Origin of the sequence: Clostridium mobile (assembly GCF_018918285.1) — a bacterium.
Taxonomy (GTDB): domain Bacteria; phylum Bacillota; class Clostridia; order Clostridiales; family Clostridiaceae; genus Clostridium_AW; species Clostridium_AW mobile.
This window is the reverse complement of record NZ_JAHLQF010000003.1, coordinates 557,919-583,159: the sequence shown is the minus strand read 5'-3', so window position 1 is coordinate 583,159 and position 25,241 is coordinate 557,919. Positions and strand designations below refer to the sequence as shown.

The 25,241-nt window shown below is 31.4% G+C and carries 19 protein-coding genes; 2 read left to right on the top strand and 17 right to left on the bottom strand.

Annotation, left to right across the window (positions count from 1 at the left end):
* Positions 1 to 28 precede the first annotated feature (28 nt).
* From KQI86_RS14490 to hflX, 16 genes are all read right to left on the bottom strand, one after another.
* The gene (locus tag KQI86_RS14490; protein WP_216440065.1) at positions 29 to 769 is read right to left on the bottom strand and encodes a YebC/PmpR family DNA-binding transcriptional regulator; all 741 of its coding nucleotides are present in this window, start codon (positions 767 to 769) and stop codon (positions 29 to 31) included.
* A 111-nt stretch (positions 770 to 880) separates the two neighbouring features.
* On the bottom strand, positions 881 to 1,534 hold the full coding sequence (locus KQI86_RS14485; protein WP_216440064.1) for a YigZ family protein: 654 nt from the start codon (positions 1,532 to 1,534) through the stop codon (positions 881 to 883).
* A gap of 1 nt (position 1,535) precedes the next feature.
* Complete coding sequence (locus KQI86_RS14480; RefSeq protein WP_216440063.1) at positions 1,536 to 2,207, bottom strand: HEAT repeat domain-containing protein; 672 nt, start codon at positions 2,205 to 2,207, stop codon at positions 1,536 to 1,538.
* A gap of 16 nt (positions 2,208 to 2,223) precedes the next feature.
* Positions 2,224 to 3,627, bottom strand: coding sequence for a MocR-like pyridoxine biosynthesis transcription factor PdxR (gene pdxR / locus KQI86_RS14475; protein ID WP_216440062.1), 1,404 nt, complete (start codon positions 3,625 to 3,627; stop codon positions 2,224 to 2,226).
* Positions 3,628 to 3,754: 127 nt separating this feature from the next.
* Positions 3,755 to 5,023, bottom strand: coding sequence for a phosphoribosylamine--glycine ligase (purD, locus tag KQI86_RS14470; protein WP_216440061.1), 1,269 nt, complete (start codon positions 5,021 to 5,023; stop codon positions 3,755 to 3,757).
* Positions 5,024 to 5,059: 36 nt separating this feature from the next.
* Entirely contained in the window at positions 5,060 to 6,559 is a 1,500-nt protein-coding gene (purH, locus tag KQI86_RS14465) for a bifunctional phosphoribosylaminoimidazolecarboxamide formyltransferase/IMP cyclohydrolase (protein WP_216440060.1), read from the bottom strand.
* Positions 6,560 to 6,574: 15 nt separating this feature from the next.
* Positions 6,575 to 7,183, bottom strand: coding sequence for a phosphoribosylglycinamide formyltransferase (gene purN / locus KQI86_RS14460; RefSeq protein WP_216440059.1), 609 nt, complete (start codon positions 7,181 to 7,183; stop codon positions 6,575 to 6,577).
* Positions 7,171 to 8,169: a phosphoribosylformylglycinamidine cyclo-ligase gene (gene purM / locus KQI86_RS14455; RefSeq protein WP_216440249.1), complete on the bottom strand. Its 999-nt coding sequence runs from the start codon at positions 8,167 to 8,169 to the stop codon at positions 7,171 to 7,173. Before purM ends, purN begins: the two co-directional genes overlap by 13 nt.
* A gap of 19 nt (positions 8,170 to 8,188) precedes the next feature.
* Positions 8,189 to 9,595, bottom strand: a complete 1,407-nt coding sequence (purF, locus tag KQI86_RS14450) for an amidophosphoribosyltransferase (protein ID WP_216440058.1) — start codon at positions 9,593 to 9,595, stop codon at positions 8,189 to 8,191.
* 59 nt (positions 9,596 to 9,654) lie between these two features.
* The gene (purE, locus tag KQI86_RS14445) at positions 9,655 to 10,134 is read right to left on the bottom strand and encodes a 5-(carboxyamino)imidazole ribonucleotide mutase (RefSeq protein ID WP_216440057.1); all 480 of its coding nucleotides are present in this window, start codon (positions 10,132 to 10,134) and stop codon (positions 9,655 to 9,657) included.
* An 11-nt stretch (positions 10,135 to 10,145) separates the two neighbouring features.
* Complete coding sequence (locus KQI86_RS14440; RefSeq protein ID WP_216440056.1) at positions 10,146 to 13,916, bottom strand: phosphoribosylformylglycinamidine synthase; 3,771 nt, start codon at positions 13,914 to 13,916, stop codon at positions 10,146 to 10,148.
* Between the two features lie 231 nt (positions 13,917 to 14,147).
* Positions 14,148 to 15,044, bottom strand: a complete 897-nt coding sequence (locus KQI86_RS14435) for a nucleotidyltransferase domain-containing protein (RefSeq protein WP_216440055.1) — start codon at positions 15,042 to 15,044, stop codon at positions 14,148 to 14,150.
* Between the two features lie 127 nt (positions 15,045 to 15,171).
* Complete coding sequence (locus KQI86_RS14430; RefSeq protein WP_216440054.1) at positions 15,172 to 15,390, bottom strand: hypothetical protein; 219 nt, start codon at positions 15,388 to 15,390, stop codon at positions 15,172 to 15,174.
* 143 nt (positions 15,391 to 15,533) lie between these two features.
* Complete coding sequence (locus tag KQI86_RS14425; RefSeq protein ID WP_216440053.1) at positions 15,534 to 18,980, bottom strand: pyruvate carboxylase; 3,447 nt, start codon at positions 18,978 to 18,980, stop codon at positions 15,534 to 15,536.
* Positions 18,981 to 19,262: 282 nt separating this feature from the next.
* Positions 19,263 to 19,424, bottom strand: coding sequence for a rubredoxin (rd, locus tag KQI86_RS14420; protein ID WP_216440052.1), 162 nt, complete (start codon positions 19,422 to 19,424; stop codon positions 19,263 to 19,265).
* Positions 19,425 to 19,583: 159 nt separating this feature from the next.
* The gene (hflX, locus tag KQI86_RS14415; RefSeq protein ID WP_216440051.1) at positions 19,584 to 21,362 is read right to left on the bottom strand and encodes a GTPase HflX; all 1,779 of its coding nucleotides are present in this window, start codon (positions 21,360 to 21,362) and stop codon (positions 19,584 to 19,586) included.
* A 117-nt stretch (positions 21,363 to 21,479) separates the two neighbouring features.
* On the opposite strand from hflX, the gene hpt reads away from it, so the two are divergent.
* Positions 21,480 to 22,007 (top strand): hypoxanthine phosphoribosyltransferase, encoded by a 528-nt coding sequence (hpt, locus tag KQI86_RS14410; protein WP_216440050.1) that lies wholly within the window; start codon positions 21,480 to 21,482, stop codon positions 22,005 to 22,007.
* Positions 22,008 to 22,036: 29 nt separating this feature from the next.
* On the opposite strand, the gene yunB is transcribed toward hpt, so the two are convergent.
* Complete coding sequence (yunB, locus tag KQI86_RS14405) at positions 22,037 to 22,711, bottom strand: sporulation protein YunB (RefSeq protein ID WP_343216175.1); 675 nt, start codon at positions 22,709 to 22,711, stop codon at positions 22,037 to 22,039.
* A 165-nt stretch (positions 22,712 to 22,876) separates the two neighbouring features.
* Here yunB and KQI86_RS14400 point away from each other — a divergent pair, with 165 nt between their 5' ends.
* Positions 22,877 to 25,237 carry a transglycosylase domain-containing protein gene (locus tag KQI86_RS14400; RefSeq protein WP_216440049.1) on the top strand — a complete coding sequence of 787 codons (2,361 nt, stop codon included), beginning with the start codon at positions 22,877 to 22,879 and terminating at the stop codon, positions 25,235 to 25,237.
* Positions 25,238 to 25,241: the final 4 nt, after the last annotated feature.

The window sequence follows — 25,241 nt, the reverse complement described above, 5'->3', positions numbered from 1 at the left end:
CATACATTTAGAAGTGTTATATTTCATATTATCCTTCAAATTCATCAGGGAAATCAGCATTGTGATAAACGTTTTGAACATCGTCATCATCTTCTAGTTTATCTATAAGCTTTTGTATAGTTTCTGATTCTTCCATGGATAATGACATTGTTGTATCTGGAATCATTGTAAGCTCTGCAGATATGAACTCAAAGCCCATTTTTTCTAAAGCTTCTCTTACAGTTCCGAAATCTTCAACAGAAGTAATTATTTCAAATGCTTCTTCAGATGGTTGGAAATCTTCTGCTCCAGCTTCTATTGCTGCCATCATTATTTCCTCTTCATCCATTTCTTCTTTTCTTTCAATAACTATTTGCCCTTTTTGTTGGAACATCCAGCCTACGCATCCGTTAGCACCTAGGTTCCCCCCAAATTTAGTGAAGGCCGGTCTAACATTTCCAGCTGTTCTATTTTTATTATCTGTTAGAGCAGAAACTATTACTGCAACTCCAAAAGGTCCGTATCCTTCATAAACTATTTCTTCATAGTTTACATTATCTAGTTCTCCTGATCCTTTTTTAATTGCTCTCATTACAGTATCTTGAGGCATATTGTTAGCTTTTGCTTTTGCAATAACATCTCTTAATTTACTATTAGTTTCAGGATTAGAACCACCATCTTTAGCTGCTATAGCTAACTCCTTACCTATTTTAGTAAATATCTTACCTCTTTTAGCATCCGTTTTACCTTTTTTAGCTTGTATATTATGCCACTTAGAGTGTCCTGACATTTATATCTCCTCCTTAAGTATATAAAACATTTTTGCATAATTTAAATCTATTTAAATTAAATTTTTCTTATAAAATACCGAAAATATTATATCATATAGCCTTATATAAACTCAAATTATTTCTTCCTCATATAGTCTATTTTCTATCTTAAAATAGTATCCCTCTTTATCTTTTGCAAAGTCACATTTTCCTGAAGTGACTTGAATTATCTCCTTCTTTATTCTTTCCATTAAATCTTCTACGCATAAAATAATTATCTCAACTCTATCAGTGTATATAGTATCTTCCATATGCCAATCATTTTGACCGCATAAATATTGAACTTTCCCTAGCAAATCATAATCTATATAAATATGTAAGGCACATCCTTCTACTCTTTCTACTACGCCAGCCTCTTTAATGGCTTGAGCTGCTCCTTTACTATAAGCTCTAACTAGACCACCCTTTCCTAAAAGTATGCCTCCAAAATACCTTGTTACTACTATGGCTGTATTAGTTATTCCATTTTTCTTTATTACATCTAAAACCGGAATTCCTGCTGTGCCCTGTGGCTCTCCATCATCACTATATCTTTGAATACCCATATTTTCCCCTATTATATAAGCATAAACATTATGGGTAGCTTGGCTATGCTCACTTTTTATTTTATCAACAAAGGATTTAGCTTCTTCTTCGTTATAAACTCTTTTTGCATGACCAATAAATACTGATTTTTTTTCTTCAAACTCAGAGCTTACTTGGTCTTTTATGGTTAAGTATCCCATATTATTCCCCCTGTCCATTAGAATTTATTTCATCCATATATCTCAATGCAGCTCTTTTAATATATTCTTTTGATGTATTTACTAATATATTATTGATTTTATCATATGCTTTCTCACTTTTTATTTTAATCAATCCATTTATAGCATATAAAACTACTTGAGGATTTTCATCATCTAAAGCTCTCATTAGAGGTAATTCTAAGCTTTTATCTCCAATCTTACCCATAGCTGATATGGCCATTCTTCTTACATTAACAAATTTATGAACTGAGCTTTTTAACAATATATCATTACAGCTAATTTCCTTTAACTCTCCAATTATCCAAATAGCTGTTTCTTTCTCTTTTGGATACATTTCTACATAATTATTTTTTATATAGCTTATTAGCTTACTTTTCATTTCTTTCTCTAAGGAGTTAATTATTTCTAGCTTATCCCCTTTTCCTGCCCTTGATATATTTTTTAATAGCTCTTCTTCGTTTTCACTCTTAGCTAGTATACCATATTTTATTTTGCCTTCTATAATGTGCCTTTTAGCAGTTTCTTTATTTATATTCCTAATTTTACATATGGCATCTAAAGTCTTACCCTCAACAAATAAAAAATAAGTAATTTCCTCTTCAGAATATTCTTCTACCTTTTCCCATTGTATATTTATTAATCCCTTATTCAAAATAATCTCTCCTGTATTAATATTCTTCAAATACACTTTTGATGATTCGTAATCCATTCTCTATAGTAGGAAGGTCTGTCTGTGAAAAACTAACTCTAAAATATCCTTTTCCTTCTTCAGGATTTTTATAAAATATTATACCTGGTGTTATTAATACCCCCTGTTTTTCACATCTATAAAACAAATCCATACTATTAATAAATTCATCTTTTATCTTTACATAAAAATGTAATCCCCCTCCTGGCAAAATAAAACTTATATGTTCATGGAGAGAATTTAGCGCATTTTTCATGTAGACGTATCTTTCTTCATACACTTCATTTAATCTTTTTATATGTCCCTTCCACATACCTTCCTTTATATACATATCTAAAACTCTTTGCATTAAGCTAGATGTGGCAATATCTGTGTTTACTTTTGAATTTTGTATACTTTCTTTAAATATATTAGGACTTATAAGATATCCTAGTCTTATTCCAGGAAGAAATATTTTTGAGAAACTCTTTATATATATTACTCTATCATTAGTATCTATACTCTTAAAGCTTATGTATTTATCATCATTATATATTAACTCTGATAAATAATCATCTTCAATGATATAGAAATCATATATTTCAGCCATATTTAAAAGCCTTCTCTTTTTTTGGGCACTATAACTAATGCCCGTTGGATTTTGAAAATAGCTCATTAAATATACACACTTTATCTTATTCTTTTTTAATATTTTTTCTAATTGATCTAAGTCCATGCCGTCTTCTCTCAAATCTATTTCAATAACATTAGTTCTTCTCCATTTAAATACTGTCAAAGCACCACCATAAGTAGGTTTTTCAACTACTACATTATCATTTACATTTAGCAAAGCCTTAGAGACTATATCTATACCTTGTTGAGCTCCTGAAACAATTAAAATATTTTCCTTACCTATACTGTTATTCCAGAAATACTTGTCTATATTCTCTCTCAATCCTTCATATCCAAGTGCTTCTTGATAAACTAGTGCATCTGTTCCATCTCTCTCTAATACTTTATTAATTACATCTTTAAAGGAGGATACTGAAAAGAGATCACTACTTGCTGCCTCCCCTGAAAAGTCTATGTATTTTCTAGATTTTTCACTGCTTATTTTTCTCACAACTTCGCTGTATCTTTTTTTATAATTTACGGATATTTCTTTTCTTTTAGCATAGGTGCCGCTACCTATTTTTTGAACAGCATATCCTTCATTTTCTAGTTTATTATAGGCACTGACTATAGTTACATTATTAACCCTTAATATGCTTGCAAGGTTTCTTATTGCTGGTAGCTTTTCTCCATCTTTTATCTTATTATCATCTATTAATTTTTTTATATGTTGTGCAATTTTTTTATACTTGGCAATTTCAATCCCTTCTAAATCTATTAAATATTTTTCCATAACACTAAACCCCTATCCAAGTTAAATCTTATATTAATTATACACTATATTTTATATTATAATCTTTTTTATCCTTCCTAAAAATAAAAATGCACGCTAACTCATTCATTAGCGCACATTCAAATATTTAAACATCTCCTATATCTTTTCTATAATAAGCTCCTTGAAAATTAACTTTATTTATATTAGAATACACCTTTTCTCTGGCTTCTTGAAGACTTTCTCCTAAAGAGGTTACATTTAAAACCCTTCCCCCAGAGGTAACTAGTCCATCATCTTTTAATACAGCTCCTGCAATAAAATTTTTAACTTCATTATTTTTACACTCTTTATTTTCGCACTCTTCTATATTAATTGGAAAACCAGTTTTATATTCCCCAGGGTATCCATCTGATACTAGAGTAACACAACAGGAACTTAAATCCTTCCATTCTATATTAAAACCATTTAGCTTTTTATCAAGAGCCTCTTCTATTAAATCTACTAAATCGCTTTTCATGAGAGGTAAAACTGCTTGGGTTTCTGGATCTCCCATTCTCATATTGTATTCCAGTAAATATACTCCCTTTTGATTTATCATTAAACCAAAAAATATAATTCCAGTAAAATCTAAGTTTTCTTCCTTTATTCCCTTTAAGGTAGGTTCCATTATTTCTTTTTTAAACTTTTCTAAAACTTCCTCGGTACAATAAGGGTTTGGAGCTATAACTCCCATGCCACCTGTATTAGGTCCTTTTTCTCCATCAAAAATCTTTTTATGATCCTTTGCAGATATAAAAGGTATAATGCTTTCTCCATCGGTTATCGATAATATGGATGCCTCCACTCCTTGAAGAAATTCTTCTATTACTACAGTCTTTCCTGAACCTTTGAATATATCATCTAATATAAATGCATTTATCGTATCTTCTGCTTCTTTTTTATTATTAGCGATTACAACTCCTTTTCCAGAAGCTAATCCATCTGCCTTAATTACCACAGGATAATCACAGTTTTCCAGATAATTTATAGCCTTTTTTGCCTCATCAAACACTTCATAACCTGGGGTTTTTACACCATATTTTTTCATAAAATCCTTTGCAAAGGATTTACTCCCCTCTAATTTAGCTGCTGCTTTAGAAGGGCCAAATATTTTAAGTCCATTGTTTTTGAACTCATCTACTATTCCTTCGCACAAAAATATCTCTGGTCCAACTATAGTCAAATCTATTTTTTCTCTTAGCGCAAAATTTACTAATTCATCTATTTTACTCAAGGGTATGTTTTCACATTTGTTTTCTAAAGCCGTTCCCCCATTTCCAGGGGCACAATATACTTTTTCTATAGAAGGATTTTGTGAAACCTTCCAAGCTATAGCATGCTCTCTTCCCCCGGAACCAATTATTAATATCTTCATTTTATTATTCACTCCCTATTATCATAATTCATAGGATTAATGTTTAAAATGTCTAATACCAGTGAACACCATAGCAATATCACTTTTATTGCATGCTTCTATAGATTTTTCGTCCCTAATAGCTCCCCCTGGTTGAATTATAGCTTTAACTCCATACTTCGCTGCTTCTTCAACAACATCACTAAAAGGGAAGAAAGCATCTGAAGCAAGTACCGCTCCACCTCCTGAGCGTTCTAAAGCTTCCTTTGCCGCCCAAATTCTATTTACTTGTCCACCGCCAATTCCAAGGGTTTTTCCATGTTCTACAATTACAATAGCATTAGATTTTACATACTTCACAACCTTCATAGCAAAAACCATATCCTTTAATTGATCCTCTGTTGGCTTAGCTTCAGTTACCACATTAATTTCTTCCGTGAGCTTATCATCAACACTTTGAACTAATATACCACCATCTACTTTAGCCACCTCTACTCCATCTTTAGGTGCAAACTTACATTTAATCACTCTTAGATTTTTCTTATTTTTTAAAACCTCTAGAGCATCCTCATGAAAATCAGGAGCTATAACTATTTCAAGAAATATATCCACTAATTGTTCTGCTGTAACCTTATCCACTTTTCTATTAAAGGCTACTATACCTCCGAAAATGGATATAGGATCACCTTCATATGCTTTTATATAGGCTTCTTTAACACTATCCCCTAGGGCCACTCCACAAGGGGTGTTATGTTTAACAGCACAACAAGCTATTTCTTCAAATTCATTTACTACCTTCCACGCAATATCCATATCTTTTATATTATTGTAGGATAATTCTTTTCCATTTAGCTGTTCAAAATCCTTCATAGCCCCGTCCTCTACAGTAGAAACATAGTAGGCTGCTCTTTGATGGCTATTTTCACCATACCTTAAATCCATGGATTTTTTATATGATAAATTAAGGAATTCTGGATATTCTTCCTCTAACATAAAGCTACTGATAGCAGCATCATAAGCTGAGGTTAAATTAAACACCTTACCAGCTAAAAATTTTCTAGTGTTAAAATCCACATCTCCTGTCTCTTCTATTTGTCTTATAACCTTGTCATAATCTCCTGTATTTGATAATACTATTACATCTCTAAAATTTTTAGCAGCGCTCCTAAGCATTGTTGGACCACCTATGTCTATGAATTCTATTTTTTCATCAAAACTTAAGTTTTCCTTTACCTTTTCAAAGAATGGATATAAATTCACAACTATCATATCAATTGTGGTAATATTATGAGCCTTAATAGTTTTCATATGCTCTTCATTATTTCTTATTGCAAGTATACCACCGTGGATATATGGATTTAGGGTTTTCACTCTTCCATCTAGCATTTCAGGAAAATTTGTAACTTCTGTTACATCTATTACCTCTATTCCATTCTCCTTTAAATACCTAAAGGTTCCCCCTGTTGATATTATCTCTACTCCTCTTTCCTGAAGAAATTTAGCCAATTCTAATATTCCATCTTTATAAAATACACTTATTAAAGCCCTTTTAATCATGAAACTACCTCCAATTTATATAATAAATACCTTACGCTCTTGAATTTTTATTCTATTATCTATAAATAAGCTTATAACCTCTGATAAAGCTTTATGTTCCTCTTCTAAAACTCTTTTCTGTAAAGACACTTCATCGTCATTCTCCATTACAGGTACTACTTTTTGCATTATAATAGGTCCTGTATCTGTTCCTTCATCTACAATATGAACTGTACATCCTGTTACTTTGACTCCGTATTCAATAGCAGTTTTATGTACTTTTAGTCCATACATACCATTTCCCATAAATGAAGGTATTAATGATGGATGTATATTGATCACCTTATTTTTGAACTTTTCAATAATCTTTCCTTTTAATATGGATAAAAATCCTGCTAATATGATTAAATCTACTTTTCCCTCTATTAAGCTTAATATTCTATCACTTAATTCATCCTTATACTCTCTTTTGTCAATTACATAGGTGTCTATGCCTTTTTCCTTAGCTCTAGTTATAGCAAAGGCCTCTGGTTTGTCGCTGATTACACATTGTATTTTACAGTTTAAATCTCCATCTTCTATATTGTTTATTATCGCTTGTAGATTGCTACCACTGCCTGATACAAGTACTGCTATTTTATACATACTCCTTCTCCTCCAGCTTCAACATGGCCTATTTCCCAAGCATTTAACCCCTCATTGTTTAAGAAATTTATTATATCACTAACACTCTCTTTTTCCACACATAACACAAAGCCTATCCCCATATTAAATGTGTTAAACATTTCTCCCTCTGAAACCCCTAGAGATTGAATGTATTTAAAAATTGGGTGGATAACTAAATTTTCTTTGCGAATTACTGCTGTTAAATTTTCTTTAAACATTCTAGGAATATTTTCATAAAATCCTCCTCCAGTAATATGTGCCATACCCTTTATTTTAAAACTATTAATTAATTTTATTATAGGTTTAACATAAATCTTAGTAGGTGTTAATAATACTTCTCCTATACTTCTACCGTTAAAATCAATAGTTAAATCCGGAATTAGCTTGCGCACTAGAGAAAATCCATTGGAATGTACTCCCGAGGATTCTATTCCTATAAGTACATCCCCCTCCTTAATACTGCTTCCGTCTATTATATCTTCTTTTTCCACTACACCTACCGCAAAGCCTGCAATATCATATTCTCCATTTCTATAAAACCCTGGCATTTCAGCGGTTTCTCCTCCTACTAAAGCACAACCAGCCTGAAAACATCCATCCGTTACACCTTTTACAAAATCCGCTGCCACCTCAGCCTTTAATTTACCACAGGCTAAATAGTCTAAAAAGAATATTGGCTCAGCACCATGGCACAATATATCATTGACACACATTGCCACTGCATCAATTCCAATTGTATCGTATTTTTGTAGTCTAAAAACTATATCTAATTTTGTACCTACTCCATCGGTACCAGATACTAATACTGGATTATTGTATTTTTTAAATTTATTTAATTCAAACATGGCAGCAAAGCTACCAAGTCCATTTAATACTCCTGGTATTAGAGTCCTCTCCGTATGTTTTTTATATAAGGATACGGATTTATACCCCTCTTCAATATTTACTCCACTTTGGCTATACATACTATTCATAATTAATTACCTACCTTCCTTCAAGGCGCTCTTTTGATACTTCTAAAGGTGCCGATACTGGATATATGCCATCAAAACATCCAAGACAGAACCCCTTATCTTTTCCTAGGGCATTTAATAGTCCTTCAATACTTAAATATCCTAATGAGTCGCATCCAAGCTCATCTTTTATTTGTTCTACACTCATTTGCGCTCCTATAAGTCCATCTCTATATGGTGTGTCTATCCCAAAATAACAAGGATATTCCACCACCGGTGCAGCAACCCTAAAATGCACTTCCTTAGCACCTGCTTTTTTCAGTAGTTCAATTAACTTTCTACTAGTAGTACCTCTAACTATGGAATCATCTACTAAAACTACTCTCTTTCCTTGAATATTCACTTTTAAAGCATTTAATTTTACAAAAACGGCCTTCTCTCTCATCTCCTGAGATGGAGCTATGAAAGTTCTTCCCACATACCTATTTTTTATAAATCCCATACCATAAGGTATTCCTGAAGCTTTTGAAAATCCCATAGCAGCCACCAAACCAGAATCCGGTACTCCTATAACAATGTCCGCTTCCACTGGATATTCTTTATATAGTTCATGTCCTGCATTAATTCTTGATTGATAAACATCGATACCATCTATATTACTATCCGGTCTTGCAAAGTATATATATTCAAAAGCACAGGTTTTACAATTGGTTTTTTCTTGGTATTTAATTGATTTTAATCCACCATCATCAATTACTACCATTTCTCCTGGCTCCACATCCCTTATAAATTCTCCTCCAACAGAATCTAATGCACAACTTTCAGAGGATAAAATATAACTGTCCCCAATTTTTCCTATACACAGTGGGCGAATTCCATAAGGATCCCTTACTCCTATTAATTTATTCTCTGTTAAAATTACCATGGCATAAGAGCCTTTTACTGCTTGAACTGCCTCTAACAATGCTTTTTCAATTCCTTTTTTATATGCTCTTGCTATTAAATTAATTACAACTTCTGAATCTATAGCAGTTTGGAAAACACATCCTGCATCCTCTAATAAATCTCTAATCACATCGGAATTTACTAAATTTCCATTGTGAGCTATGGCAAGAGATCCTAATTTGAATTCACTTAACAAAGGTTGAGCATTGTTAATGTTACTTGAACCTGTAGTAGAATATCTAACATGTCCAATAGCAATATTCCCCTTTAATTTTTTCAACTTATTTTCATCGAACATTTCACTAACCAATCCCATTCCTTTTTCCATCTTAATATCTTTCATATTGGAAACTGCTATGCCACCGCTTTCCTGTCCCCTATGTTGAAGAGCATAAAGACCATAATAAGTAATGGTTGCCACATCTAAATTATCCTTTGAGTATATTCCAAAAACTCCACATTCATCTTTAAATTTATCATCTTCAAGGAACATATCATCTTTCCTCTCTCATTTTAAATTTTTTACAATTCAATACCTTTTTATTTTTTCTTCTATAGTTCAATACCTTCACAATTTTCTTCTATAAATTTTTTCTTCATATTTTTTCTATAAGTTTTTAACTTTTCTTTTAAATCGCTATATTTAATTGATAAAATTTCAACTGCTAACATGCCAGCATTATAGCTATTATCTATGGCTACCGTAGCCACTGGTATGGATTTAGGCATTTGAACAATGGATAAAAGAGAATCCATTCCATCTAGCGCTGCCTTTATTGGAACCCCTATAACAGGCAAAATAGTCTGTGAAGCAATAACCCCTGGTAGATGAGCAGCCAGTCCTGCTCCAGCTATAATTACCTCTACCCCTTCTTTCTCCATTTCTACAATAGTTTCGCTTAACTTTTCCGGAACTCTATGAGCGGATAAAATATAAGCTTTGTACTGAACATCAAATTCTTTTAGAGCATCTGCCGCTCCCTTCATTTTATTAATATCTGATTTACTTCCAAAAATAATCCCAACCTTCATGACTTTTCCTCCTATTTAAAATATTCTACTCCAGCTTCAAAAATAAGCTGATCCTTTTCTCCTAATATATTTTTACCAACATGTTCTCCCTTTCTTTCGGAGTGCCCCATCTTTCCAAGAATTCTTCCATCTGGGCTAGTCAATCCTTCAACCGCATATAAAGATCCATTTGGGTTAAATCTTATATCATAAGTAGGATTTCCTTGAAAATCTACATATTGTGTTGCTATCTGTCCCTTTTCTAAAAGTTCTTTTGCCACATCCATATTAGCTACAAATCTGCCCTCCCCATGGGATACTGGAATAGTATGCATATCTCCAACTTTCACCTTAGAAAGCCATGGTGAAAGATTAGAAACAACCTTAGTGGTCACCATTTGAGATACGTGCCTTCCAATACCATTGTAAGTAAGGGTTGGCGAGTTCTCTTCTATATCTACAATTTCTCCATAAGGTACTAATCCTAATTTTATTAAAGCTTGGAAGCCGTTGCATATTCCTAGCATTAATCCATCTCTATTTTTTAATAATTCCAATACACTTTCCTTAATTCTTGGATTTCTAAATACCGTAGCTATAAACTTTCCTGAACCATCTGGCTCATCTCCAGCACTGAATCCCCCTGGAAGCATAATAATATTTGACTTTTGAATATTTTTTACCATTTCTTTTATGGATTCTTCAACATCCATCGAGCTTGCATTTCTAAATACAAAAGTAGAAACTTCTGCACCAGCTTTTTTGAAGGCTCTGGATGAATCATATTCACAATTTGTGCCCGGGAATACTGGAATAAAGACTCTTGGTTTTGGGACTTTAATCATAGGTGAAATTTTTGAACCTTTATTATAAAGTTTTTCTTCTATAGAGTTCTTATATTCCTTTCCTTTTGTAGGGAATATATCTTCAAGTGGTTCTTCATATGCTTTTAATACTTCCTTTAAATCAATTTCCTCTTCCATTAGTTTAATTTTAAATTCATCTATGGTTTTTCCTAATATTTTAAATTCTACATCTTCAAACAATTCATCTATATTTTCTAAATCCCTTAATTCTAATACTATAGATCCATATTGAGGTTCAAACAATTCCTCTCCCTTGATTTTAGTGATGAAATTGAAACCTATTTCATTTCCAAAAGCCATTTTACTTAATGCTTCTGCCAATCCTCCATACTTCACGCTTGATGCAGATAGCACAAGACCCCTATCTATTAATTGGGTAACCTTAGAATAATTTTTCTTTAATCCTTTAAAATCAGGCATATCATGCTCTTTTCTTATATGTGGTAAGAGAACTATTACACTTCCTGTTTCTTTAAACTCTGGAGATATAGCATTTTTTATATCCAAAGTACTTACTCCAAAGGATACTAATGTAGGAGGAACGTCTAAATCTTTAAATGTTCCAGACATACTGTCTTTACCACCTATGGCAGCTATTTTAAATTCCCTTTGAACTTTTAGCGCTCCTAATAATGCTGTAAAAGGCTTGCCCCACTTTTCAGCATCCACATTTAATTTTTCAAAATACTCTTGGAAAGTTAACCTTGTAGACTTATAATTTCCTCCACAGCACACTATTTTAGTTAAGGATTCAATTACAGCGTAAGTAGCTCCATGGAATGGGCTCCACTTTGAAAGTCTTGGGTTAAAACCGAAAGTCATTATGGATCCAGTATTAGTCTTCCCTTCTAATAGTGGTATTTTTGCTACCATACCTTCCGCTGGTGTTCTTTGATATTTCCCACCAAAAGGCATTAACACTGTTCCCCCTCCAATGGTAGAGTCAAAACGTTCCACTAAACCTCTTTGGCTACAAATATTTAAATCACTTAAAAGATTTATCCAATCTTTTTTAATATCTCCACTTATTCTATCTTTTTTAATCTTTGTAAAGAAGTTTTCCTCCCTATTTGGAGAATTAACTTCTACGTCAATAACTCCTGTTACTCCATTTGTATCTATAAATTTTCTGCTTAAATCAACTATACATTTCCCACGCCAGCTCATTTTTAGTCTATTGTCATCAGTAACTTCTGCTACTACAGTAGCTTCTAAATTTTCTTCTTTAGAATATATTAGAAACTTTTCTACATTTTCTTTTGCTACAACTACTGCCATTCTTTCTTGGGATTCTGAAATAGCTAATTCTGTACCATCAAGACCATGATATTTTTTAGGTACTAAATCAAGGTTTATATTTAATCCTTCACAAAGCTCCCCAATTGCTACAGAAACCCCACCTGCTCCGAAGTCATTGCATTTTTTTATAATTCTACTAACCTCTGGATTTCTAAATAATCTTTGAATTTTTCTTTCCATTGGAGCATTACCTTTTTGAACTTCAGAACTACAATTCTTTATGGACTCTTCTGTATGTTCTTTAGAAGAACCTGTAGCTCCTCCACAGCCATCTCGTCCAGTTCTACCTCCTAATAAAATTATCAAGTCCCCTTTTACCGGTTTCTTTCTAACTACATTTTCTTTTGGTGCAGCAGCAATTACCGCTCCTATTTCCATTCTCTTTGCTATATATCCTTCATCATATATTTCTGTCACTTGACCTGCTGGTAACCCTATTTGATTTCCATAAGAGGAATAACCATTGGCAGCTCCTATAGTAATTTTTCTTTGAGAAAGCTTTCCTTCTATTGTGTTTTCCACTTTAGTTCTAGGATCTCCACTACCAGTAACTCTCATAGCTTGATAAACATAAGCTCTTCCAGAGAGTGGGTCTCTAATAGCTCCTCCAACACAAGTAGCTGCTCCTCCAAAAGGTTCTATTTCTGTTGGATGATTATGAGTTTCATTTTTAAACATCAATAACCAATCTTCGTAAGTACCATCTACATCTACTTTTATATTAATGCTGCAAGCATTTATTTCATCTGATACATCTAAATCTTCTAACATTCCTGTTTTTCTTAATTCCTTCATTCCTATGGTGGCTAAATCCATTAAACACATAGGTTTATAATTATCTTGGTAAACATCTTTTCTACATTGTAAATATTCTTCATATGTTTCTTTTATTGCACTAGAATAATGTCCATCTTTTATGGTAATATCATTGAAAATTGTCTGAAAGGTAGTATGACGGCAATGATCTGACCAATAAGTATCTATAACTTTCATTTCAGTAATAGTAGGATTTCTTTTTTCTTCGTCCCTAAAATAGCTTTGGACAAATTTTAAATCCTCTATACTCATAGCAAATCCTTCTGCCTCTAATAGACATGATAATTCCTCTTCTTTTATATGTATAAATCCATCTAAAATTTTAATATCTTTTGCAGGTTCAGTCCATAAAGTCAATTCCTCTGGCTTTTTTAATGAAATCTCCCCTGAATCAACTGAATTTATATAGTAATTCTTGATTTTTATAAATTCTTCCTCACTTATATCTCCACTTAATACTATAACCTTTGAACTTAAAATCTGAATTTCTTTCCCAATTAAAAGCTGCATGCACTGAAGAGCAGAGTCCGCCCTTTGATCAAATTGTCCTGGAAGATATCTTACAGAAAATACTCTATCTTCTTCCTTAAAGGGAAATTTCTCATCATAAATATTATCTACATTTCTCTCTGAAAAAACTAATTTTTTCCCTACTTCATATTCTTCATCATTAACACCACTAATATCATAACGATTTATTACTCTAATATTGCTTATTCCTTTTATATTTAAGTTATTTCTTAAATCCTGTAGCAAATGTTCCCCTTCTAAAGCAAAGCCTTCTTTTTTTTCAACAAAGAGAGTTCTAATTTTATTATTCACTCAAAATCACTCCTACAGTTTTTTATATATTTTAAATTATTAATAAAATGTATTTTCAACATTATTATAATATAAAACAAATCTTAATAAAAGGGTTTTTACGAATAATTTTAAAAAATATTTTTATATTGTACTTAATTATACCGAATTATGATAAAGCACACTTATATAATATTCGTATATATTTCTAAACAAAACAAAAGAGCCACTTTTAAAAGCAGCTCTTGGTAATTATGCAAAATAAACATTTTCTTTAAATAAAACTTTTCCATCTGAGGTTTTATAATCCCTTGTATCCTTTTTTAATATATCTTTTTCACATAATTTTTCTAATATCTCTTCTATGTGTATATCAAAGTTATTAAATAATACAGACTTTTTTATATCCTCTCCACTTAAAAGTGCATCTTTTTCTCTCATATACTCTAATAGTATAGAAGCTAAGTTTTTTAAGTTTAAATCTATATTTTCTTCAACGTATTTTATCAAGTCTTCTATTGCATTTTTTACTTCTTCTTTATCAAAAAATAACTTATCTACTTTTTCTTTAAATTTATCATTTAAATTAACAGCCATGATCATAGCGTCTTTGCTTATCATGTATCCTACTGAATTTACATATAATTTTGCATACTCTTCAGCAGTTTTTATTGAAGATGAATAAGCTGTATATATACCATTATTGCAAAGATATTTTTTACACACACCAATGCTCTTTAATAAATTCCCTAGATAAACCATATTCCATCTCTCTCTATCTAGGTCAGGATAATATCTACCATTATCATAAGTGTAAGTTATTTCAGAGTCCTTTGAAAATACAAGCCTCGATGAAGCAAATATTCTATGCATATAGCCCCCTTTTAAGTCTTCATCATACATTTGACTGAATTTAGATTTGCTCATCAACTTTATATGTACAGGAACCCCTTTTTCTTCTGTATATATGTTTTTTATGTTAGATACTTTTTCATTTACAATTACAAAAAGATCTATATCTGACTTATCCCACAAATCACCGGTAACAACTGAACCGAAAACCATCACAGCAAGAACTGAATTATTAGCCTTTAACTTATCTACAAGACCATTGAAAGCCTTCTGATATTGTATTATGGTCTTTTCCATTAGCCTTTCCCCCTTATAAAATTTTTACCAACCTAAATTAAATTCTATTATATAATATTATCGATAGTATATACAATAGAGTTTTTGTGAAAAATGAATGTTTTCCTTCATTTAATGCAATATTACACTACATATTTACCTTATCTATCCTTTTCCTCTCTAGTTTATTACAAATAGAGCATTCATATAAATGTAGGCAACCATCCTCATTATCCATTATAGGTAGTTGAGGTCCATAGGGATCTATATATTCTTCCACTCTTCCCTTATCTACCATTACACCATGGCATATAATGCAATAATAATCTATACTATCAAGTTTATTACAAAGTGGACATACTTTCATAATAATCTACTCCTTCTCTTTATCAAGTGATTATTATTAATTTATACTATTTAAAAATTAATATTCAAAAAACTAAATAGACATGTAATCTATTATTGATTACATGTCTATTTATAAACTGAAACTTACACAATATATGAATTTTAATATTCAGATGATAATTTTGTTATAAGCTGTGAAGCTTTCACAATTTCTCCTTCCTTTACATAAATTTTTTCTACCATACCTTTTGTTGTAGCTACTATATTAGTTTCCATTTTCATTGCTTCTACAATAGCTATGCTATCTCCTTCATTTATTATATCTCCATCTTTTACTAATATTTTTACAATAGTTCCTGGTATGCTAGATCCAATTTGAAGGTTATCGTTTTTATCAGCAAACTTAACATCCTCTTTTTTATTAAAATTTGACATTTTATTAGACTTTTCTTCTACTTCTATTTCTCTTCTATTTCCATTAACCTCAAATACTAAAGTTCTTTTACCATTATTATTTAGCTTACCAATTTGTAATAGTTTTACAATTAGTTTCTTACCTTCCCCTATTTCTATTTCACTAGTTTCCCCTTCACTAAGACCGTGGAAAAACACATCACTTCCCATATGACTTAAATTTCCGTATCTCTCTATATATTTTATATATTCTTCATATACTTCTGGGTAAAGGGCATAGCTTAATATCTCTTTGTCATTAATATCTTTATTATACTTTTCTTTGATATAATTTCTTATTCCATCAAAATCTTCATCTGGCAATAGCTCTCCTGGGCGCACATTTATAGATTTTTCTCCTTTTAAAACTAATCTTTGTAGTTCTTTAGGGAATCCACCCTCAGGTTGACCCATCATACCTTTAAAATATGCTACAACTGAATCAGGAAAAGCCATTCCCTCTCCTTTTTTATAGATATTTTCAGGAGTCAAATCGTTTTTAACCATAAATATTGCCAAGTCGCCAACCATTTTAGATGAAGGAGTAACTTTTACGATGTCCCCTAACATTTGGTTTACTTTTCTATACATTTCTTTCACTTCATTAAATCTATGTCCTAATCCAAAGCTCTCTATTTGAGGTTTTAAATTTGAATACTGTCCTCCAGGTATTTCATATTTGTAAATCTCAGCAGATCCAGATTTTAACCCTGATTCAAACTGAGCATAAACAGGCCTTACAGCTGACCAGTAATCGGATATTCTTTGTAATTCTTCTAATTGCAATCCTGTATCTCTTTCTGTGTTTTCTAGAGCTGCTGCTATTGAGTTTAATGCAGGCTGACTAGTTAAACCTGACATACTACTAAATGCTGTGTCAACAATATCCACTCCAGCATCTGCTGCCATCAATATAGTAGCTACCCCATTTCCTGTAGTATCATGAGTGTGTAGGTGTATTGGTATTGATATTTCCTCTTTTAAAGCTTTAATTAACTTTGATGCAGCATAAGGTTTTAATAAAGCTGACATATCTTTAATCGCTAATATATGAGCCCCGCTTTTTTCTATTTCTTTAGCTTTGTTTACATAATATTGAAGAGAATATTTATCTCTAGTAGAATCTAAAATATCACCAGTGTAACAAACACAAGCTTCTACTACCTTACCAGCCTTTAATATTTCTTCTATTGGAACTTCCATTCCTTTTATCCAGTTTAATGAGTCAAATACTCTAAATACATCTATACCGTTATTAGCAGATTCTTTTATAAAACTTTTTATAACATTGTCAGGATAATTTTTATAACCAACTCCGTTTGATCCTCTTATTAGCATTTGAAGAAGTATATTAGGAACCTTTTCTCTAATTTTCTCTAATCTTTCCCAAGGATCCTCTTTTAAAAATCTATATGCTACGTCAAATGTAGCTCCTCCCCACATTTCCATAGAAAATAGATCCTTAGCTAATATAGATTGTGCCTTAGATATCTTAACCATATCTTTAGTTCTTAATCTTGTGGCCATAAGGGATTGATGAGCATCTCTCATAGTAGTATCCGTTACAAGTAACTTCTTTTGATCCTTTATCCACTTAACTAATCCCTCTGCTCCTTCTTCCTCTAGTATCTGCTTAGTACCTCTTAGATCTGAATCCATAGATATTTTTGGCACTACAGGCACATCAAAGCTTGGTTTAATACCATGAGTTTCATTAACAACTTTTTCTCCTATAAATTTAAGTAATCTAAGCTCTTTATCTGCTTTAGGTGATATATCAAATAACTCTGGATTATCATTTATAAAAGTTGTAGTACATTCACCATTTAAAAATGTGGGATGATTCAATACATTGATTATAAAGTCCACATTGGTTTTTACGCCTGATACAGTCAATTCTTTAATAGAACGAATAGCTTTTCTTCCTGCATCCTTAAAACTTCTTGACCAAGCTGTTGTTTTAACTAAAAGACTGTCATAATAAGGACTTATAATAGCACCTGTAAATCCACTTCCTCCGTCTAATCTTATACCAAATCCTGACCCTGATCTATAAACATCTATTCTTCCAGTGTCAGGAGCAAAATTATTCATTGGATCTTCAGTAGTTATTCTACATTGTATAGCATATCCTCTAGTTTGAATATATTCCTGAGCTTTAATTCCTATGGCATCAGAATCTAAAGCGTACCCTTGAGCAATCAGTATTTGAGTCTGTACAATATCAATTCCTGTTATCATTTCTGTTATTGTATGCTCAACTTGTACTCTTGGATTCATTTCTATAAAATAGTGATTGCCGTATTTATCAACTAAAAATTCTACCGTTCCTGCATTTACATATCCTACAGATTTTGCTATTTTCAATGCATCTTCACAAATTGCTCTTCTTTTTTCTTCAGATATAGAAAAGGCTGGTGCATATTCTATAACCTTTTGATGTCTTCTTTGAATTGAGCAATCTCTTTCATGTAAATGTACTATATTACCATGTTTATCTCCTAAAACTTGAACCTCTATATGCTTAGGTCCTTCTAAATACTTTTCTATAAATAAACTATCTATTCCAAAAGCCTTCTTTGCTTCTTCTTTTGCATTTCTAAAGGCATTTAATAGTTCTTTCTCATCTCTAACAATTCTCATACCTCTTCCGCCGCCACCAGCAGAAGCTTTTATCATAACTGGATAGCCACAAATATTTGCTATATCTATAGCTTCACCCTCTGTATTTATAGCTTTTTCAACTCCAGGTATTGTGGGAACCCCTACTTTTTTAGCTATAATCTTTGAGTTTATTTTGTCCCCTAAATATTCCATCATTTCTGAAGTTGGACCTATAAATTCAATACCAGCTTCCATGCATTTTCTTGCAAACTCTGGATTTTCTGATAAAAAGCCATACCCTGGATGTATAGCATCTACACCCTTTTTTACAGCTAAATCTATAATTTCATCTATACTTAAATATGCCTCAACTGGCCCTTTGTTTTTACCTATTTCATAAGACTCATCTGCTTTTGTTCTAAAAAGACTGCACTTATCCTCGTTAGAATAGATAGCTACAGTTCTTATACCTAATTCTTGACAAGCCCTGAAAACTCTTATAGCTATTTCTCCTCTATTAGCTACAAGAACTCTTTTAAATTTTTTTACCATGATTTCAGCCCCTTTAATCTTTATTTCTGCATCTATAAATGTAATTACTATATAAGCATTATATATGAAAGTAATTTTTTTTTCAATTTCATTTTTTCATTAAATAATTTTATATTTTATATTTATCATTCTGAAAACTAAGCTTTTTGATGATTTTAAAGTATAATTAAGTCTTTTAAAAATAAAATGCTGAAATAATTTATGTATAAAACTTGCAAAATTCATTTGCATCAATATAAATAAATAGTGGATAGTATTACTATCCACTATTTTAATAATTGACTATTTTACTTTTTCAAAGTCCTCTTTACCAACTCCACATAGAGGACATACCCAATCTTCTGGTATAGCTTCAAAAGCTGTGCCCGCTGCTACTCCATTATCAGGATCACCTACAGCTGGGTCATATACATAACCACATACATTACAAATATATTTATCCATAATATCTACCTCCTTAGTGTAATTTTATCATATTTTATAAATTTTCCAAATACTTTAAAACAGTTTAATATTAATTTAATATATTACATTCTATAATCTATTTTTTCCTTATAGATTTTAAAAATTCATATTTTAAAGGATTATATTTAAATTTTATAGTTATATAATATAATCTTTACATTTATTATAAATTTTTTCATTTACTTCAGCATTAATATAGGTACCATCTTCCCTGTATTCTTCATAGTTAACAATAGAGTTACTATGCAAATATGATACAGTGGCTCCATCAGTATAAGGTATTAAATACTCTACTTTAATAAGTTTATTAGGAAGCTTTTCCTCTATCATATTAATTAACTCTTTTATATTTGTACGTTCTTTAGCTGAAACTTCTATATATTCTTTCCCCTTAAAATTTTCTCTTATTTCCATTAATTCTTCTTCAGAGATTTTATCTACCTTATTTAATACTAGTATTGTAGGTTTATCTAGTGATTCAAGCTCCATTAAAACCTTATTAACAGCTTCAATTTGCTCTTCATAATTCTCAGAAGAAATATCAATAACATGTAAAAGCAACTGAGAATAAATAACCTCTTCTAATGTAGACTTAAAAGCTTCTACTAAATCATGAGGTAATTTTCTAATAAATCCAACAGTATCTGTAAGAGTAACTACTCTATTATCTGTTAAAAGAATAGCTCTAGTGGTAGTATCTAAAGTAGCAAAAAGCATATCCGCTTCAAACACATTTTCTTTTTGCACACCCTCTTTTACTGGGAACGTATTATATATAATATTTCTCAACGTTGACTTACCGGCATTGGTATAACCAACAAGAGACACTTTAGGTATTTCATTTCTACTATCCCTTTGAGTTTCTCTAATCTTTTTTATTTTTTCTAGTTCCTTAGTTAAATCATATATTCTCTCTTTAATGTGTCTTCTATCTGTTTCTAGTTTCTTTTCTCCAGGTCCTTTTGTTCCTATTCCTCCACCCATTCTTGATAAAACAGTACCTAATCCCATAAGCCTTGAAAGTCTGTATTTTAACTGAGCTAATTCAACTTGTATTTTTCCGTCTCTACTTTTCGCCCTTTTGGCGAATATCTCTAATATTAATGTAGTTCTATCTATAACCTTTACTCCAATAAAATCCTCTAAGTTTCTAACTTGAGAAGAACTTAATTCATCATCAAATATTACTACATTTGCTCCTCTTCCTTGGCGCAGCATAGCAATTTCTTCTACTTTTCCCTTTCCAACATAAAAAGCAGAATCTAATTTATTTCTTTTTTGTAAGACTCTATCTACTACACTTACATTGCATGCTTTAGCTAATTCTTCAAGTTCCTCTAAACTCTCTTCACTTTCTACTCCAACTAAAATAGCTCTCTCGCTATTATCCTCTTCTATATCATTTATTTCTAAAATTTCTTCAATATATTTTATCTTATCTAACAAATCATACTCTATAGCTTCTTCCACTGAGAGTTTATTTGACATTTCATATACTAAAATATTATTTTCTACATCACAGAATCCAAAAGTTATATCTGTAGTCCCTGATTCATCTACACCTATAGCTGCAATACAATCTAATTTTAACTTAACTAGAGCTGAGGTATCTAATGCTGATAGTCTAGAGTTACCATTCGGATGAGTATGGATTATTCTAATACCGGATAGTCTTTTCTCTTTTATATCTATAACAGGCATTTCTACTGAGGTACTATCACCTAAAGCTATGCTAGTGACATTTCCCTTTCTATCAATAGCCACACTTACTTCTCTTTTCAGTTCACAAGTTATTTGTGCAATTTCAGTCATTAGCTCATAACTAAAAACTTCATCTCTTGATATTTTTAAGTCATACAGTCTTTCCAATTTCTCTAATATTGAGTCCTTTACACCTTCTATATTACCTTTTATCATAACTATCATCTCCTATTTTAACTAGAAAATATATACTCCTTGACAACTTTCATATAATTTTATACTATATTTACAACATTGTAAATACATATAAGCATTCATAGATGGAGGTTTACCATGCAGGAAAAAAAAGAAAATATATTAATTTCTACCGATGAAATTAATGAAAAAATCAAAGAACTAGGTGAAAAATTATCAAAAGACTATAAAGGTAAAAAACTATATGTTCTTTCCCTTTTAAGAGGAAGCTTTATCTTTACGGCAGATTTAGTAAGACATATTACTGTTCCCACACAAATTGGCTTTATGACGACTTCTAGCTATGGTCATTCTGAAGAGTCCTCTGGTCAAGTTAAAATAGTAAATGATATCCCTGACAATGTAGAAGGATTAGATGTATTAATAGTAGATGACATTGTTGATACTGGTATTACTATGGATTTTGTTTTTAATCATGTTAAAAAGCTAGGTGTTTCTTCTGTAAAATGTTGTGTTCTTTTAGACAAACCAGAAAGAAGAAAGGTAAATCTTTCCCCAGATTATTGTTGTTTTCAAATACCTGATGTTTTTGTAGTTGGCTACGGTTTAAATTATGGAGATCATTATAGAAATATTCCATATATTTTTAATTGGGAAGAAAACTAACCTTGATAAAGGCAATTAACTATTAAAAGTTAATTGCCTTCTGTTGTTTTTAACCTAAACCCTGCATCATTTAAACCAAAATCAATTGCTGTCTGTGGAACCTTACCAACGATAATCGTTTCCGCTATAGCTATTTCACTATTTACTTCTATATCTCTACTCTGCATTGGCATTATTATCCTTAACTTGCTCTTTACTTGTATATATATCTTATGCCTAGTTTGATTTATCCCTGCACTTTCAAAATCAGAACTATATTTTGTTTCAATGTATCCTATTGGCTTCATCTTTATAGTGAAGTTAGGTCCAAAATATGATAATAAATTATTCTTAAATACAAACCCTGAAGGTATTTTAACTCCTATCATACTCATTTCCTTTAATTTATTTTGTGATTCTATAGCAACATCACAGGCTATCTTGTTCATCTTTAAAGTATTAGCTTTAATTACAGAAATATTCCCATCATTATCTTTTTCAATATTAATTATATCTTCATATTTAAAATCATCCATACATACGTCTATTATAGTTCTATTTATTGTATCCACTACCTTAGCTTTCATTTCTCTATCAGCCACATTAAGTACAATTGGAGTAACTATGCTATCAAATACATATATAAAAATTGTGAATAATATAACTGTAAAGGATAATATAAAGAAAATTATATATTTATATCTGTCTCTTTTTATGTTATTCACTCCTCTTCAAACTTATTTAATAACATATATTTATGTCACAGTAAAAATATTCCATAACATACAATATATACTATGGAATATTATAATTATTTTAATAAAATCGCATTTTATGATATAATGATAAAATAAATCTATTCTTTAATTTTTCAATTCAGGAGGAAAAGTATGAAAAATAATAAAACAAAGGCGGGTAAAAAGAAGAAAAGTAATCGTCCTAAAAAAGTCTTAAAGATTACTGTTTTAACCATGTTTTTGATATTTTTGTTTTCATCCGTTGCTGCCTTAGGTATAGGTTTAGCGATGATAAAAACAGCCCCACCTTTAGATATAAACAAAATACAAAGCTTAAATGAATTATCTGTTATATATGATGATAAAGGAAAGTTAATGGACACAGTTATATCGGATACTACTAGAACTATAGTACCTTATAAAGATGTTCCTAAAGACTTAGTTGATGCATTTATCAGCATTGAAGATGAGAGGTTCATTAGCCACAAAGGCGTAGACTTTAAAAGACTAGTTGGGGTTACCATCAAAAATGTACTAAATAAATTAAGCGGTAGTTCTAAACTTCAAGGAGCATCTACAATTACTCAGCAGCTTGTTAGAAATACTATGCTATCCAATGAAGTTAAAATTAAAAGAAAAGTTCAAGAAATATATTTAGCTTTACAACTTGAAAAAGAATTATCTAAAGAGCAAATTATAGAAGCTTATATGAATACTATACCTTTAGGAGGACCTGCTCATGGAGTAGGGGCCGGTGCAAGACAATACTTTAATAAAGATGTTAAAGACCTTAACTTGATTGAATCTGCATTTATAGCAGGACTAACTCAAAGTCCATCCACTTTTTATTTTGCTGTTGTATCAGGTGAAAATACATCTTCCTATATGAATAGGACAAAGTCTGTATTGATGAAAATGAAGGAACTTGGACATATAAATGAAACTGAATATAAACAAGCCTTAGATGATTTGAACAATAATAAATTAGTTTTCAATATTAATACTGCTGTAGGCACTAAGATTAAGTATGAATGGTTTTCTAGACAGGTTATAAAAAAGGTTACCAATGATCTTATGGCTGAATACAAGATAAGTAAAGAAGAAGCAGATAAAATGTTAATGTATGGTGGATTAGAAATATACTCAACTATGGATAGAAGTCTGCAAGATTCTACTCAAAATACCTTTGATAATTTAGACAGTGTTTTAGGAATTAAATCTAAAAATGATAATAATAAAATATTGCAGCCTCAAGCATCAGCAACTATAATGGATTACCACTCAGGTGAGGTAAAAGCTTTAATTGGAGGAAGAGGTCCTCAGCCTCCTTTATCCTTTAACAGAGCTACAGATTTCTATAGACCTGTTGGTTCAAGTATAAAACCATTAACAGTGCATGGTCCTGCAATTGACATGAAGATTGCTACGGCGGCCTCAATTTATGAAGATGCACCTGTTCCATATGAGATAGGTAAATTATATCCTACAAATGGGCAACCTTATAGTCCAGTAAACAGCCCTAATGTATATGAAGGAAATATGACTTTAAGGGAATCCTTACAAAAATCTAAAAACGTAATTTCTGTACGAATAGAGCATGAGGTTGGATTAAAAAATGCCGCTGATTATGGACGAAAATTCGGATTAAAAATTGATAAAAGTACTGATGAAACTAGTATTTCTGCTCTTTCTTTAGGTCAGCTTTCCGGTAAAGCTGGAGTAAGTGGTAGTAATACATTGGATATGTCAGCTGCCTTTGGAGTTTTTGGTAACAATGGTATGAGGGTTGAGCCATTACTATATAGAAAAGTAGTAGATAGAAATGGCAAGGTCATACTAGAAGGAAAGTATTCCGCCTCAAAGGTTCTATCACCACAAGCTGCTTATATAATGTATGACTTATTAAAAGGTCCTGTAAGCTATCTACCTGGATCCACTGGTACAGCTGCTAACTTTAGCCCAATGGCCAGAGGAAAAACTGGAACTGCAAGTTCCTCTAAAGACCTATGGTTTACTGGATTAACCCCATATTATTCTGGTGCAGTATGGATAGGAAAAGATGACAACTCTGATTTTAATGCTTACGGAGAATTTGGTAGATATATAGGAAGTAATGACGCTGCAAGACTTTGGGGAACTATAATGAAAGAAGCTCACAAGAACTTGCCTTACAAAGAAGTTCCTAGACCTTCTGGCGTAGTTGATGCCTCAATATGTAGTGTATCAGGAAAAATACCAACTAATCTTTGTCCAAAAGATACAATTAGAAATGAACTCTTTATTGAAGGTACTGTTCCAACACAATTATGTGATTTCCATAAAGAAGACCCAAATAAGGACAAAGATAAAGATAAAGACAAAGATAAGGACAAGGATAAGAATAAAAACAAAGATAAAGATAAGGATAAAGACAAGGATGAAGACAAGAATGAAGATAATTCTTCTGAAAACCCAGAAGAAAATAATTCTGGTGATGAAGAAATAGATAACATTTTAGATAATATTTTACATTAAAAAA

Bases quoted from the DNA above. Each gene is read 5' to 3' on its own strand.
- KQI86_RS14490 (WP_216440065.1), bottom strand. From the start codon at position 769: ATGTCAGGACACTCTAAGTGGCATAATATACAAGCTAAAAAAGGTAAA.
- KQI86_RS14485 (WP_216440064.1), bottom strand. From the start codon at position 1,534: ATGGGATACTTAACCATAAAAGACCAAGTAAGCTCTGAGTTTGAAGAA.
- pdxR (WP_216440062.1), bottom strand. From the start codon at position 3,627: ATGGAAAAATATTTAATAGATTTAGAAGGGATTGAAATTGCCAAGTAT.
- purD (WP_216440061.1), bottom strand. From the start codon at position 5,023: ATGAAGATATTAATAATTGGTTCCGGGGGAAGAGAGCATGCTATAGCT.
- purH (WP_216440060.1), bottom strand. From the start codon at position 6,559: ATGATTAAAAGGGCTTTAATAAGTGTATTTTATAAAGATGGAATATTA.
- purN (WP_216440059.1), bottom strand. From the start codon at position 7,183: ATGTATAAAATAGCAGTACTTGTATCAGGCAGTGGTAGCAATCTACAA.
- purM (WP_216440249.1), bottom strand. From the start codon at position 8,169: ATGTATAGCCAAAGTGGAGTAAATATTGAAGAGGGGTATAAATCCGTA.
- purF (WP_216440058.1), bottom strand. From the start codon at position 9,595: ATGTTCCTTGAAGATGATAAATTTAAAGATGAATGTGGAGTTTTTGGA.
- purE (WP_216440057.1), bottom strand. From the start codon at position 10,134: ATGAAGGTTGGGATTATTTTTGGAAGTAAATCAGATATTAATAAAATG.
- KQI86_RS14435 (WP_216440055.1), bottom strand. From the start codon at position 15,044: ATGGAAAAGACCATAATACAATATCAGAAGGCTTTCAATGGTCTTGTA.
- KQI86_RS14430 (WP_216440054.1), bottom strand. From the start codon at position 15,390: ATGAAAGTATGTCCACTTTGTAATAAACTTGATAGTATAGATTATTAT.
- KQI86_RS14425 (WP_216440053.1), bottom strand. From the start codon at position 18,980: ATGGTAAAAAAATTTAAAAGAGTTCTTGTAGCTAATAGAGGAGAAATA.
- rd (WP_216440052.1), bottom strand. From the start codon at position 19,424: ATGGATAAATATATTTGTAATGTATGTGGTTATGTATATGACCCAGCT.
- hflX (WP_216440051.1), bottom strand. From the start codon at position 21,362: ATGATAAAAGGTAATATAGAAGGTGTAAAGGACTCAATATTAGAGAAA.
- hpt (WP_216440050.1), top strand. From the start codon at position 21,480: ATGCAGGAAAAAAAAGAAAATATATTAATTTCTACCGATGAAATTAAT.
- KQI86_RS14400 (WP_216440049.1), top strand. From the start codon at position 22,877: ATGAAAAATAATAAAACAAAGGCGGGTAAAAAGAAGAAAAGTAATCGT.